At 71.7% G+C, this 13,382-nt stretch carries 14 protein-coding genes; 8 read left to right on the forward strand and 6 right to left on the reverse strand.

Features of this window, described 5'->3' with window-relative positions; all coding sequences use genetic code 11:
- Positions 1-223: 223 nt before the first annotated feature.
- Positions 224-1,138: a helix-turn-helix domain-containing protein gene (locus ACWD3I_RS23210; RefSeq protein ID WP_365404527.1), complete on the reverse strand. Its 915-nt coding sequence runs from the start codon at positions 1,136-1,138 to the stop codon at positions 224-226.
- 63 nt (positions 1,139-1,201) lie between these two features.
- Between ACWD3I_RS23210 and ACWD3I_RS23215 the strand changes: the two genes are divergently transcribed.
- On the forward strand, positions 1,202-2,008 hold the full coding sequence (locus ACWD3I_RS23215) for a phytanoyl-CoA dioxygenase family protein (protein WP_365404530.1): 807 nt from the start codon (positions 1,202-1,204) through the stop codon (positions 2,006-2,008).
- A gap of 106 nt (positions 2,009-2,114) precedes the next feature.
- Here the strand turns inward: ACWD3I_RS23215 and ACWD3I_RS23220 are convergent, their stop codons facing one another.
- The gene (locus ACWD3I_RS23220; RefSeq protein ID WP_365404672.1) at positions 2,115-3,083 is read right to left on the reverse strand and encodes an aldo/keto reductase; all 969 of its coding nucleotides are present in this window, start codon (positions 3,081-3,083) and stop codon (positions 2,115-2,117) included.
- 178 nt (positions 3,084-3,261) lie between these two features.
- On the opposite strand from ACWD3I_RS23220, the gene ACWD3I_RS23225 reads away from it, so the two are divergent.
- From ACWD3I_RS23225 to ACWD3I_RS23245, 5 genes are all read left to right on the forward strand, one after another.
- Positions 3,262-6,009, forward strand: coding sequence for a helix-turn-helix transcriptional regulator (locus tag ACWD3I_RS23225; RefSeq protein WP_365404533.1), 2,748 nt, complete (start codon positions 3,262-3,264; stop codon positions 6,007-6,009).
- 97 nt (positions 6,010-6,106) lie between these two features.
- Entirely contained in the window at positions 6,107-6,931 is an 825-nt protein-coding gene (locus tag ACWD3I_RS23230) for an alpha/beta fold hydrolase (protein ID WP_365404536.1), read from the forward strand.
- A gap of 22 nt (positions 6,932-6,953) precedes the next feature.
- The gene (locus tag ACWD3I_RS23235; protein ID WP_365404539.1) at positions 6,954-7,778 is read left to right on the forward strand and encodes an alpha/beta fold hydrolase; all 825 of its coding nucleotides are present in this window, start codon (positions 6,954-6,956) and stop codon (positions 7,776-7,778) included.
- Positions 7,779-7,797: 19 nt separating this feature from the next.
- Positions 7,798-8,595 (forward strand): alpha/beta hydrolase, encoded by a 798-nt coding sequence (locus tag ACWD3I_RS23240; protein WP_451084162.1) that lies wholly within the window; start codon positions 7,798-7,800, stop codon positions 8,593-8,595.
- Positions 8,596-8,652: 57 nt separating this feature from the next.
- Positions 8,653-9,429 (forward strand): MBL fold metallo-hydrolase, encoded by a 777-nt coding sequence (locus ACWD3I_RS23245; RefSeq protein ID WP_365404545.1) that lies wholly within the window; start codon positions 8,653-8,655, stop codon positions 9,427-9,429.
- Here the strand turns inward: ACWD3I_RS23245 and ACWD3I_RS23250 are convergent.
- Both ACWD3I_RS23250 and ACWD3I_RS23255 read right to left on the reverse strand, forming a co-directional pair.
- Complete coding sequence (locus ACWD3I_RS23250; protein WP_365404548.1) at positions 9,419-9,934, reverse strand: flavoprotein; 516 nt, start codon at positions 9,932-9,934, stop codon at positions 9,419-9,421. The two genes, ACWD3I_RS23245 and ACWD3I_RS23250, sit on opposite strands and share 11 nt — an antisense overlap.
- A gap of 9 nt (positions 9,935-9,943) precedes the next feature.
- Positions 9,944-10,402: a nuclear transport factor 2 family protein gene (locus tag ACWD3I_RS23255; protein WP_365404551.1), complete on the reverse strand. Its 459-nt coding sequence runs from the start codon at positions 10,400-10,402 to the stop codon at positions 9,944-9,946.
- 95 nt (positions 10,403-10,497) lie between these two features.
- On the opposite strand from ACWD3I_RS23255, the gene ACWD3I_RS23260 reads away from it, so the two are divergent.
- Complete coding sequence (locus ACWD3I_RS23260) at positions 10,498-11,055, forward strand: TetR/AcrR family transcriptional regulator (protein ID WP_365404554.1); 558 nt, start codon at positions 10,498-10,500, stop codon at positions 11,053-11,055.
- Between the two features lie 32 nt (positions 11,056-11,087).
- On the opposite strand, the gene ACWD3I_RS23265 is transcribed toward ACWD3I_RS23260, so the two are convergent.
- Positions 11,088-11,279: a ferredoxin gene (locus ACWD3I_RS23265; protein WP_365404556.1), complete on the reverse strand. Its 192-nt coding sequence runs from the start codon at positions 11,277-11,279 to the stop codon at positions 11,088-11,090.
- A gap of 12 nt (positions 11,280-11,291) precedes the next feature.
- Complete coding sequence (locus tag ACWD3I_RS23270; RefSeq protein WP_365404559.1) at positions 11,292-12,479, reverse strand: cytochrome P450; 1,188 nt, start codon at positions 12,477-12,479, stop codon at positions 11,292-11,294.
- 270 nt (positions 12,480-12,749) lie between these two features.
- On the opposite strand from ACWD3I_RS23270, the gene ACWD3I_RS23275 reads away from it, so the two are divergent.
- Positions 12,750-13,379: a LysE family transporter gene (locus ACWD3I_RS23275; RefSeq protein WP_365404675.1), complete on the forward strand. Its 630-nt coding sequence runs from the start codon at positions 12,750-12,752 to the stop codon at positions 13,377-13,379.
- Positions 13,380-13,382 lie beyond the last annotated feature (3 nt).

Consider the following 13,382-nt stretch of genomic DNA (forward strand, 5'->3'; position numbering starts at 1 on the left):
TGCACGCCGACAAGGCATAACCTTTGCACAGGTCAGCGAGATGTAACAAGAGATCATTCAGTTTTGTGCATTGCGTGCGTAGCCAGCCCTATTGACGGCTCGTCAATACTTAGAACCGATCCATGACGCCTTATCGACGCCGTTATAGAGAACGATTTTCACCAGGCGTCGGCCCAAACCATTGAACGGCCACTCCACCCCGCGTACGGCCGGTCTACGCACGTCACGCTCCAACCATTGGGCCGCCCGCCCGGTAGGCGCCGGGCGTCATACCGAATCGCTCCCGGAAGACCCGGTGGAAATGGAAGGGGCTCACGAAGCCCGATGCCGCCGCGACCCGTTCGACGGGCAGGCCGGTGCCTTCGAGGAGCCGCGCGGCGTGCCGCAGCCGTGCCTCGCGCAGCGCTCGCATCGGGGACTCACCGACCTGTCGGGTGAACAGGTGGGCCAGCCTGGAGGGCGACAGCGAGACGTGCGCGGCGAGCGAGTCCACGGTGTGCGCGGCGCCCGGGTCGGCTGCGAGGAGCTCCTGGACCCGGCGGACACGGGGGTCGAGGCCGGGTCGGGGCGTCGGCTCGCACGCACCGGCGGCCATGAGCAGGACGACCTCCTCCAGAGCGCACAGCGCGAGCTCACGGGCGGCGGTGTCGTGCGCCACGGCGATCCGGTCGTCCGGGACGGCCGCCGGCTCGTCGACGCCCGGCGGGCGCGCGTCGACGAGCATCCGGCGGAACGCCGCCTCGATCCGGCCCTGCGGCGTGGCCGGCGTCGAGGTGACGACGTACACCCCGTCGCCGGTGCCGTACGGGCTCAGCCAGGGCAGCCACGACGGCCGGGCCTGGCAGTGCACCCACCAGAACCGCCAGTGTCGCGCGCCCGGTCCGACGCGGTAGCCGTGCGGGACACCCGGCGCGAGCACGACCAGGTCCCCGGCGGCGGCCCGGGCGGTGGTCGCACCCTGCCGCAGCCTCCCCTGGCCTCCCGTGGTCCAGGTGAACAGCCAACTGGCCGATCCCTGCGGCCGGTTGATGTCGTATCCCGGCGCCTCGTCGAAACGGCCGAGCATCACGAGGCCCGGCGGCGGCGCGGGGACGTCCGTCGCAGCAGTCTCAGGCAGTCCGTCGGCGGTCACGGGCATCCTTCCGGGATGTGGGCCGACCTAGCGTGACATGCGAAGGACACCCGAGCGAGGAGTGGACGCATGACAGTCACAGGCAGCACCCCCGTCCTGACCGAGGCCGGGCTGCGGCAGTTCCAGGAGGACGGGTTCACCGTCGTACGGGGATTGTTCGGATACGACGAGATCGACCGGCTGTGCGGCGAGTTCGCGGCGCTGCACGCGGCCGGGGCGGTGCCGGGGCACTTCGAGCCGCGGGGCGGCGCGGACCCGTTGGGTGTGTACCCGCGGGTGATGCAGCCGCACGAGATCAACGCGCGTGCCCGGCACGTGCTGCTCGACGCGCGGTTGCGGGAGGTGCTGGAGACGCTGTTCGACGAGGAGGTGCTGGCCGCACAGAGCATGTTCTACTTCAAGCCGCCGGGGGCACGGGGGCAGGCGCTGCACCAGGACAACTTCTATCTGCGGGTCGAGCCGGGTACGTGTGTCGCGGCGTGGGTGGCATGCGATGTGATCGACCGGGAGAACGGAGGGCTCGAAGTCGTTCCCGGGACGCACCGGATGGATCTGTTCTGCCCGGAGGAGGCGGACGAGGGGGTGTCGTTCGCGCGGGAGTACGTGCCGCCGCCGGCGGGGCTGGCGGCGGTGCCGGTCGACATGGCGCCGGGGGATGTCCTGTTCTTCAACGGGAGCCTGGTGCACGGGTCGCAGCCGAATCGCAGTGACGGTCGTTTTCGGCGGTCCTTCATCGGTCACTACGTGGGGCGGTCGGCCGAGCGGATCGGGGAGTACTACCGGACGGTGTCGATGCGGGGTGACCGCGTCGCTCTGGCCGAGAGTGAGGGGGCGGGCCCGTGCGGTACGGAGTTCGCACCGCAGGGGCCGCACTAGCGCCGCGCCGGCAGAGCCGTATGGCGACTGCGGGTCCGTTGTGGCTGGTCGCGCCCACGCGGCGGTAGCCGCACATCGATACAGCCCCGCGCCCCTGAAGGGCGCCTCAGTGGCCGGAGATCGGACGGGGCGTGTAGGGGCTCTCCAGCTCCTCCATCTCCTTCTCGCTCAGTTCCAGTTCCACCGCTGCCGTCGCGTCCTCGATGTGGTGCGGTCTGGCGGCGCCCACGATCGGTGCCGCCACCGTGCTCTGGTGCAGGAGCCAGCACAGGGCCACCTGGGCGCGGGGGACGCCTCGGTCGGTCGCGATGCGGGTGACCGCCTCGACGATGGTGCGGTCGCTCTCCAGGTAGAGACGGCCGCCGAAGTTGTCGCCCGCGCTGCGTTCGGTGACGGTGCCCCAGTCGCGGGTCAGCCGGCCGCGGGCGAGGGGGCTCCAAGGCAGTGCGCTCACGCCCTGGTCCGCGCACAGGGGCAGCATCTCGCGCTCCTCCTCGCGGTAGAGGAGGTTGTAGTGGTTCTGCATGGACACGAACTTGGTCCAGCCGTGCCGCTCGGCCGTGTACTGCATCTTGGAGAACTGCCAGGCGTACATCGAACTCGCCCCGATGTAGCGCACCTTGCCCGCCTTGACCAGGTCGTGCAGGGCCTCCATCGTCTCCTCGACGGGGGTGTGGGGGTCGTAGCGGTGGATCTGGTAGAGGTCGACGTAGTCGGTGCCGAGGCGGCTCAGACTGTGGTCGATCTCCGCCATGATCGCCTTCCGGGACAGTCCGGCGGCGTTCACCCCCGTCCGCATCCGGCCGTTCACCTTGGTCGCCAGGACGATCTCGTCACGGTTCGCGAAGTCCCGCAGCGCCTTGCCGACGATCTCCTCGCTGGTGCCGTCGGAGTACACGTTGGCCGTGTCGAAGAAGTTGATGCCGGCGTCCAGCGCCTGGCGGATCAGCGGCCTCGACGCGTCCTCGTCGAGGGTCCACTCGTGGACGCCGCGGTCGGGCAGGCCGTAGGTCATGCACCCCAGACAGATCCGCGACACGTCCAGGCCGGTCGAACCGAGCTTCACGTACTGCATCGTTGCTGCTCCCGCCTTCCGGATGGTCATGAAGGGGAGCGTACGGCGTGAGGTGCGCGCGGGGCCCGAGGTGTCAACCGTTCCCGGGACACGGCTCGTCCGTAATTGGTTGAATGACGGGACTTCACCAGAACTCCAAGGCTCCCTCACAACTGAGGCCTCCCTGAAGGGCGTTCGCGTGATCCTCAAGGGACGGCTCGGGGAACGGAAAGAGCTCGAAGGCCTGGTGTCGGCCCTGCGGGAGGGGCTGAGCCGGGTGGTGCTGCTGCGTGGTGACGCGGGCGTCGGGAAGTCCGCGCTGCTCGACCACGCGGCCGCGGAGGGCGCCGATCTGCGGGTGCTGCGGGTGGCCGGGGTGGAGTCGGAGTCCGGGTTCCCGTTCGCCGCACTGCACCGGCTGCTGGTGCCGGTGATGGAGGGGCTCAAGGAACCGGGTGCGCTGCCCGTCACCCAGCACGAGGCGCTGCGGGTGGCGTGCGGGCTGGCCGACGGACCGGCCCCCGACCGGTTCCTGGTGGGGCTCGCCACCCTCACCCTCCTCGCGGAGGCGGCGAAGCGACGACCGGTGCTGGCCTGCGTGGACGACGCGCAGTGGCTGGACGACGAGTCCCTGGCGGTGCTCGCGTTCGTGGGGCGGCGGGTGCACGCGGAGGGTGTCGGGCTGCTGTTCGCGGCACGGACGGGGTTCGAGGCACCCGCGGGGCTGCCCGTCACCGAAGTCGCCGGCCTGGAGGAGCCCTTCGCCCTGGAGCTGCTGCGGGAAACGGTCGCCGGACCGCTCGACGCACGCGTCGCGGCACGCATCGTGGCGGCGACCGCGGGCAACCCGCTCGCGCTGGCCGACCTCGGTCAGGAGCTGACCGCCGACCAGCTCTCCGGCTCGCTCGCGCTGCCCGAACCACTGCCGGTGGGCGGCCGTTCGGAGGCGCACTATCTGCGGCAGGTGCGTGCGTTGCCGGCGCCCTCGCAGATGTGGCTGCTGCTCGCTGCCGCCGAGGCGGGCGGCGATCTCGGCTATGTCTCGGGCGCCGCACGACGGCTCGGGATCGGCCCCGAGGCCTCCGGTCCGGCGGAGGCGGCACGGCTCGTGGTGGTGCGTTCCACGGTGGAGTTCCGGCATCCCCTGGTGCGCTCGGCGGTGTACAGCGGAGCCACCAGCGTCGAGCGGGGGCGGGCCCACCGGGCGCTGGCCGAGGTCACCGACCGCCCGGCGGACACCGACCGGCGGGCCTGGCATCTCGCCGCGGCGGCGATCGGTCCGGCCACCGCCGTGGCCGCGGAGGTGGCCCGCGCGGCCGACCGGGCGGGCGCCCGGGGCGGTTTCACGGCCCGTGCCACCTTTCTGACCCGGGCGGCCGAACTGACACCGGAGGGCGGGCTGCGCGCCGGACGACTGTTAGCCGCGGCGGAGGCCGCGCTGGCCGCCGGGGCGGCGCTGCAGGCGGAGGCGCTTCTCGACGCGATCGACATCGGGTTCCTCGACGACACCGAACGGGGACGGGCGCTGCTGGTCCGCGCCCATGCGGTGTTCGCCCTCGGCGACGCCGGATCCTTCGCCCTGGCCCCGGCGCTGTGCCTGCGTGCCGCGCGGGCCCTCGCCGACCGGGACCCTGACCTCGCCCGCGAGGCCCTGCTGCGGGCGGTGGACCGGGCCGTCACCGCGGAACACCTCATCCGCGACACCACGGTGACCGAGATCGCCCGCACCATCGACGACCTGCTGCCGCGCACCGCCGACGCCACCGGATCCGACCTGGTGCTACGGGCGTTCGCCGTCCTCGTCATCGACGGCTACGAGGAGGCGGTGCCGCACATGCGGCGCGCCCACGCGTACGTGCTGAACTCCGGCACCCCGGACGAGGAGGTGCTGCGCACCTATCTGCCCACCGTCACGCTGTCGATGATGCTGTGGGACGAGCAGGCGCAGAGCGCTGTGATGGAGCGAGCCGCGGACGTCGCCCGGCGTACCGGCGCCCTGTTCCAGCTGGACAGCGCCCTGTACTGCACCGTCATGCACGAGACGATCCTGGGCCAACTCGCCACGGCCGACGACGCGTTCACCCAGGGCCACCAGATCCGCACGGCGATGGGCGCCACCGAGGACCTGTGGGAGCTGTACCGTCATCCGGAACTGCTGGCCTGGCGCGCCGAGACGACCGATCTGGAAGCGGTCCTGCACGGGTCGATGGAAGCCGGCACCTGGCTGGGCAACGGCGCGGTCGAGTCCATCGCCCGGATCGGCATGGTGATCCTGGCCCTGGGACAGGGCGACTACGCCCGGGCCCGCACCATCACCCACGAACTGACCGGGCACGACCTGATCGGCTTCCACTCCCGGCTGCTCCCCCCGCTGATCGAGGCGGCCGTCCGCTGCGGCGACCGTGTCCTGGCCACCTCGACCCTGGGTGTGCTCGCCGCCCGGGTCGCGGCCACCGACACCCCCTGGAGCCGCGGTCTGCTGGCGCGCTGCCAGGCCCTGCTCGCCACCGCGGACGACGCCGAAGCCCTGTACCGCAGGTCGATCGCCCTGCTGTCCGGCACCCGGGCCCGGGCCGACCTCGCCGTCACCCACCTCCATTACGGAGAGTGGCTGCGCCGCCGCAAGCGCCGCAAGGACGCCCGTGAACAGCTGCGTACCGCCTGGGAGTTGTTCGACGGGATGCGTGCCACGGCGTACGCGGGCCGGGCGGCCCAGGAGCTGGCCGCGACCGGTGAGAGCCCGGGCCGGGCGACGGCCGGAAAGACGGGTGCGCTCACCCCGCAGGAGCTCGCCATCGCCCGGCTCGCCCGCGGCGGCGCGACCAACGCCGAGATAGCCGCGCAGCTGTTCATCAGCGCGAGCACCGTCGACTACCACCTGCGGAAGATCTTCCGGAAGCTCGACGTACGGTCCCGGCGGCAGTTGAGGGAGACGCCCGGACTCTGAGGCCGGTCACGACTACGCGTTCCACGGGGTCCGGGGACACCGCCGGCCGAACGAGGATCAGGGCGCCGGACAACGTCTCGCAGACGGGAGCGCTCCCATGCCGTACGTCACCGCAGCCGACGGAGCCGAGATCTTCTACAAGGACTGGGGCCTGGGCCGGCCCGTGGTGCTCAGCCACGGCTGGCCGCTGAACTCCGACAGCTGGGAGGCCCAACAACTCTTCCTGGCTTCCCACGGGTTCCGTGTCGTCGCCCACGACCGGCGCGGACACGGCCGGTCCACGCAGACGTGGACCGGCAACGAGATGAACACCTACGCCGACGACCTCGCCACCCTGATCGACACGCTCGATCTGCGGGACGTGACCCTGGTCGGCTTCTCCACGGGCGGCGGCGAGGTCGCCCGCTACGTGGGCCGGCACGGCACCAGCCGTATCGCCCAGCTGGTGCTCGTCTCCGCCGTACCGCCGTTCATGCTCAGGACCGACGACAACCCCGGCGGTGTGCGGGTCGAGGTGTTCGACGGGATCCGCGCCGGTTCGCTCGCCGACCGTTCGCAGCTGTACCGGGATCTGGCCGACGGACCGTTCTTCGGCAACAACCGGCCCGGCGCCGATGTCTCCCAGGGCGCTCGGGACGCCTTCTGGCGGCAGGGGCTCCAGGCCGGGCATCGCAACGCCTTCGAGTCTGTCGCGGCCTTCTCCGCGACCGACTTCCGCCCCGACCTGGACGCGTTCGACGTGCCGACGCTGGTGGTCCACGGCGACGACGACCAGGTCGTGCCCTTCGAGGTGGGCGGCAGGGCGTCGGCGGCGCGGATCAAGAACGCGACGCTGAAGGTCTACGCGGGCGCCCCGCACGGCATCACCGACACGCACAAGGACCAGCTCAACGCCGACCTGCTGGACTTCCTCAACTCCTGACCCCGGAAGGAACCCCCAAGGCATGGTCTCCGAAAGCCAGTCCCGCCGTCGCGTCCTCGGCGGTCTCGTCGCGGCGGGCGGTGCGCTCACCGTCGGCACCGCGGCGACGCCCGCCTCGGCCGCCTCCGGCACCAGACCGACCGTCGTCCTCGTGCACGGCGTCTTCGCCGACGCGTCCGGCTGGAACGAGGTCGGTTCCCGTCTGCTCAAGGCGGGTTACGACGTCATCGCCCCGGCCAATCCGCTGCGTGACCTCGCCGGTGACGCGGCCTACGTCTCCAGCGTCGTCGCCACGTTCCCCGGCCCGGTCATCCTGGTCGGCCACTCCTACGGCGGCGAAGTCATCACCAATGCCGCGCTCGCCAACCCGAACGTCAAGGCGCTCGTGTACGTGGCCGCGTTCGCGCCCGACAAGGGCGAGACCGCGCTGGACCTGGCGGGCCGGTTCCCCGGCAGCCAGTTGCCTGGAGCGCTGGTCACCCGGCCGTACCCGATCCCCGGCAGCACCGATCCCGGCACCGACGGCTACATCGACCCGGCGAAGTTCCACGACGTCTTCGCCCAGGACCTGCCGCGCTCGCTGACGCGCGTGATGGCGGTGTCCCAACGCCCGGGCAGCACAGGCGGGTTGGGCTCCCACAGCGGCGTGCCGGCGTGGAAGTCCCTGCCGTCGTGGTACGTCGTCGCCGGCGCCGACCGCGTCATCCCGCCCGCCGCGCAGCGGTTCATGGCCGAGCGCGCCGGCAGCAGGGTCGTCGAGGCCAAGGGGGCTTCGCACGTCGTGATGATGTCCCGCCCGGACACCGTCGTCCGGCACATCGAGGCCGCGTACCGCGCCACCCGCTGACACCCGCGAAGGAGGCGCCATGAGCGCTCCGGACACCATCGTCCTCATCCACGGCTTCTGGGTCACCCCACGGAGCTGGGAGCAGTGGACCGCCCACTACGAGAAACGCGGCTACCGCGTTCTCACCCCCGCCTACCCCGGCTTCGAGGTGGAGGTCGAGTCGCTCAACGCCGATCCGGCACCGATCGAGAAAGTGACGGTCCAACAGATCCTCGACAGTCTGGAGACCTTGGTCCGCGGGCTGGACCGACCTCCCGTTCTGATCGGCCACTCCGCCGGGGGTGTCTTCGTCCAGCTGCTGCTCGACCGGGGGCTCGGGGCGGCGGGCGTCGCCCTCAACTCGGCGCCCACGGAGGGCGTCGCGGTGGTGCCGCTGACCCAGATCAAGGCGGCGTTCCCCGTGCTGAAGAACCCCGCCAACCGGCACCGTGCGGTCGCTCTCACCTTCGAGCAGTGGCACTACGCCTTCACCAACACGTTCCCGGAGGAGGAGTCCCGCGCGCTGTACCGGCGCTACGCGGTCCCCGCGTCCGGCAGCATCTTCTGGGACAGCGCCCTGGCGACGCTGCGGCCCGGCCACCAGAGCACGTACGTGAACTACCACAACGACGACCGCGCGCCCCTGTTGTTCGTCTCGGGCGAGCTGGACCATCTGATGCCGCCCAAGGTGCAGCAGTCCAACGCCAGGCACTACAAGTCGAACACGGTCACCGAGGTCAGGGAGTTCGCGGGCCGCCCCCATCTGCTGCCCGCCGCGCCCGGCTGGGAGGAGGTCGCCGACCACGCCCTCGACTGGGCCGTGTCGCACGCCGAGTAGCCCACCGTCCGGGGCGGTTGCCGTATGCCGCCCCGGACCTCCGGAAGGGACCGTCGTATGACGGAGATCCGTGTCACGCACATCGGCGGTCCGACCACGTTGATCGAGGTCGCCGGCCGGCGACTGCTGACGGATCCGACGTTCGACCCACCCGGTCGCCGCTACTCCTTCGGCTGGGGCACCTCCTCCCGCAAGACCGCGGGACCGGCCGTGCCGGCCGCCGAACTCCCGCCGCTGGACGCGGTGTTGCTCACCCATGACCATCACGCCGACAACCTGGACACGGCCGGACGCGCCCTGCTGCCGAGGGCGGACGTCGTACTGACGACACCGTCCGGGGCCCGTCGGCTGGGCGGCAACGCCCGCGGACTCGACCCGTGGACGACCTGGCGGCTCCAGACACCGGGCCGCCCCACCATCGGGGTCACGGCCACCCCGGCCCGCCACGGCCCCCGCTTCTCCCGCCCCGTCGTCGGCGAGGTGACCGGCTTCGCGCTGAGCTGGCAGGGGCAGGAGCACGGCGCGCTGTGGATCTCGGGCGACACGGTCCTGTACGACGGGGTGCGCGAGGTCGCCCGCCGGGTGGACGTGGGGACCGCGCTGCTGCACCTGGGCGGTGTGCGTTTCCCGGTGACCGGACCGGTCCGCTACACGATGACCGCGGCCCGGGCGGTGGAGCTGTGCGGCCTGCTGCGTCCGCACACCGTGCTGCCCGTCCACTACGAGGGCTGGTCGCACTTCCAGGAGGGCCGACAGACTGCCGAGAAGCTGCTCGCCGAGGGCCCGCAGGTGCAGTGGCTGCCCATCGGCACCCCGTGGCAGCTCACCGTCTGAGCAGTTCCAGCGCCTGCTTCCACGCGAACTCGGCCCCCGGCTCCCCCGCGAAGGGCGGACCGAACCGCACCCCCATCCCCCGCAGCCGTATCAGGCTGTCCTGGTAGGCGGGATGGGCGGCCAACGCGTCGGCCACACACGGCAGTACGGCGATGGGGACACCGAGGCCCGACGCCTCGCACAGGGTGCCCACGGCGAGGGTGTCGCCCAGGCCGGCCGCCCATTTGTTGACGGTGTTGAAGGTGGCGGGCGCGACCACCACGGCGTCCGGCGGCGGGAAGGGGCGCGGGTCGGCGGGGCTGCGCCAGGCGGAGCGGATCGGACGGCCGGTCCGGGCCTCGACGGCGGCGGTGTCGAAGAAGCCGTTCATCGCGACGGGCGTGGCGATGACTCCGACCTCCCAGCCCTCTTCCTGGGCAGCGGTGATGAGTTCGCCGACGCCCGCGGCGATCCCGGCTGCGCAGACGACGACGTAGAGGAAGGGTTTTCCGGCCTGTTCGATCACCCGCCGACCCTACTGAAGCGGGAAGGTCGCCCCGCGCTCGGTCTCGGGCCGCGGGCCGAGGACCCGGCGCTCCTTCTCCTCGATCGGTACGTCGTTGATGCCGGCCTCGCGCCGGGTCATCAGCCCGTGCTCGTCGAACTCCCAGAGCTCGTTGCCGTACGCGCGCCACCACTGGCCGTCGGCGTCCCGGCACTCGTACTGGAAGCGGACGGCGATGCGGTTGCCGTCGAAGGCCCACAGGTCCTTGCGCAGCGCGTACTCCTGCTCGCGCGCCCACTTCGCGGTGAGGAACTCGACGATCTCGGCGCGGCCGGTGACGAAGGTGTCGCGGTTGCGCCACACCGAGTCCTCGGAGTACGCGAGCGCCACCTTGTGCGGGTCACGGGTGTTCCAGGCGTCCTCGGCGGCCTGCACCTTCCGAGCCGCGCTCTCGCGGGTGAAGGGCGGCAGGGGCGGGCGGTCGGTCATGTCATCCTCCGTGGCCGGAAAGGGAGAACGTGCGTTCTCAGGCGTGGCTGCTACCGTAGGAGAACGCACGTTCTCACGTCAAGGAGTGACCCGGCATGGACAGCGCGACCGCCCGGGAGCAGGCACTGGACGCCGCCGAGGAGCTGTTCTACGGCCGGGGCATCCAGTCCGTCGGCATGGACGACATCCGCGGCGCGTCGGGGGTCTCGCTCAAGCGGCTGTACCAGCTCTTCCCCGCGAAGGAGCAGTTGGTGGAGGCATACCTGGAGCGCCGTGACGTGCGGTGGCGGGGGCGGCTCGCGCAGTACGTGGAGCGCGGCGAGGACCCCCGGGAGCGGATCCTCGCCGTCTTCGACTGGCTGGAGCGGTGGTTCGGGGAGGACGGGTTCCGCGGGTGCGCGTGGATCAATTCCCACGGCGAACTGGGCGCGACGTCGAGCCGGGTGACGGCCCAGGTGCGGGCGCACAAAGGGGCGTTCCGCGCCTACCTCGCCGCTCTCGTGGCGGACGCCGGGCTCCCGGACGCCCTGGCCGGCCAGCTGTTCCTGCTGGCCGAGGGGGCGATGGTCACGGCCGGCATCACCCGGAGCACCGGGCCGGCCAAGGAGGCACGGGAGGCGGCCCGGTCACTGATGGACCTCGTCCGGCCGTGACGGTTTCCGCAGGGACCTCCCGTTCCGGCTGATCAGTCGGACGTCGCGATGGCCCCGACAGGGCAGGCCCTGGCCGCCTCGCGCACCATCGGGTCGTCGGCGCCGTCCTCCCGGCCGGGCAGCAGTTCGCCGAATCCGTCGTCGTCCTGGGTGAAGACGCCCGGGGCGGCCAGGGCGCACTGGCCGGCCCCGATGCAGACGTCCTTGTCGATGTCGATGTGCATGGACGGAGCCTCTTACCAGGTCACGGGGAGTTCCAGCATCCCCTGGATGGTGTCGCCGGGCTTGAAGGGGATCTCGACCGCCGGGGCGGCCAGGCGCAGCGTGGGCAGCCGCTCCAGGAGGGTGCGCAGGGCGATCTCCATCTCCGCGCGGGCCAGGTTCTGTCCCAGGCACTGGTGGATGCCGAAGCCGAACCCGACGTGCTGGCGGGCGGAACGGTGCCAGTCGAGGCTGTCCGGGGCGGGGTAGACGTTCTCGTCGCGGTTGATGACCGAGGTCGAGAACACCACGCCGTCGCCGGACCGGATCGTCGCCCCGTCGAGCTCGATGTCCTCGACCGCCATCCGCAGCAGTCCGTCCGCGATGGACAGCAGTCGCATCAACTCCTCCACGGCGGTGGGCAGGAGAGCCGGATCGGCCCGCAACTCGGCCAGCCGGTCAGGGTGTTGCAGAAGGGTGTAGGTGCCGAGCGAGATCATGTTCGCGGTGGTCTCGTGTCCGGCGACCAGCAGGATGGTCGCCAGTGCGATCAGCTCCCCGCGGTCCACGGCGCCCTCGTGGACCAGTTCGTCCAGCACGCCGTCGCCGGGCTCGCGGTCCCGCCGCTTGCGGTCGATCAGCTCCTCGAAGTACGCGTCCAGCCGGTCGCGCGCGTCGCGGGTGTCGGCGGCCGTCGGTCCGCGCAGCAGCCGGCGCGACTGCCCTTCGAAGAAGTCGTGATCGGCGTACGGGACACCGAGGAGTGCGCAGATCACCGTCGAGGGCACGGGCAGCGCGAAGGCGCTCACCAGCTCGGCCGGCGGCCCCTGTTCGATCATCGCGTCGAGTCGCTCGTCCACGATCCGCTGGATCTGCGGACGCAGTCCCGCGGCGCGTTTGAGCGTGAAGCTGGGAATCATCCTGCGGCGCTGGGCGTGATGCTCGGGATCGTCGTAACCCAGCAGCGCGGCCTTCCGGTCCTTGACCGCCGCGAAGCGTTCGGTGGGGGCCGGGAAGTCGGGGTGGGTTCGGTCGGTGGACAGCCGTCGGTCGGCGAGCAGGTCGCGGGCGAGTGCGTGTCCGGTCACCAACCAGGCAGGACGGCCGTCGTAGAGCCGGATGCGGGTCAGTGGGCGGGAGGCGCGCAGAGGAGCGTAGGCGGCGGGCGGGTGGTAGGGGCAGGTCCGGTCCTGGGGGAAGGCGACGGGTTCCGTTTCCGTCATGGAAGACCTCGCAGACGAAGGGCGCCTCGTACGTGTTCCCATTGGATGCCCCGGGCATCTAGTTCCGGGACGGCAAGTTCGGCCAGATCCCCCGGATGCGCGATCTGGCCGGGGATCGCCCCCGGTAATTCGGTTGCCGCCGACCCCCGGCGGCCCCCAGAATCCGGCCATGTCGACCTTCGCTGTCCTTCTGCCGCTGACCGCCGCCGTTCGTCCGGTGCGGTTCCAGCAGCAGTCCGGCCGACCGTGGGGACCGACGCCTCCCACGTCGTGACCGCCGCGCTCGTCGCGGGGCTGCTCGCGGGATACGGCATCGCCGTGCCCGTCGGCGCGGTCGCGACCTATCTCGTCTCCCTCACCGCCCGTACCTCCCTGCGCACCGGGGCCTGTGCCGCACTCGGCGTCGCGACCGCCGACGGGCTGTACGCCCTGGTGGCCGCGGTCGGAGGCTCCGCCCTCGCCGCCACCCTGCGTCCGGCCCTCGGGCCGCTGCGCTGGGCCTCCGCCCTGCTGCTGCTCGCGTTGGCGGTGCGGGGTGCGGTCGTCGCCGTACGCCAGTACCGCGGCCGTCGGCTCACCACGCGCGACGACCCGCCTCCCCCGAGCCCCGCGCGGGCCTATCTGGCACTGCTCGGGATCACCCTGCTCAACCCGACCACCGTGATCTACTTCGCGGCCCTGGTCCTCGGCACCCGCACCACCGACGCGGTCCGCCCCCTGGAACAGGGTGTGTTCGTCGTGGCGGCCTTCCTCGCGTCCGCGAGCTGGCAGCTCCTGCTGGCCGGGGGTGGCGCACTGCTCGGCAGGGTGCTGACCGGCAGGCGGGGGCGGCTGGTGACGGCCGTGGTGTCGAGCGGCGTGATCATGGGGCTGGCCGTGCGGATGATGCTGCCGTCGTGACCG

It is taken from the genome of Streptomyces sp. NPDC002817, assembly GCF_053592055.1.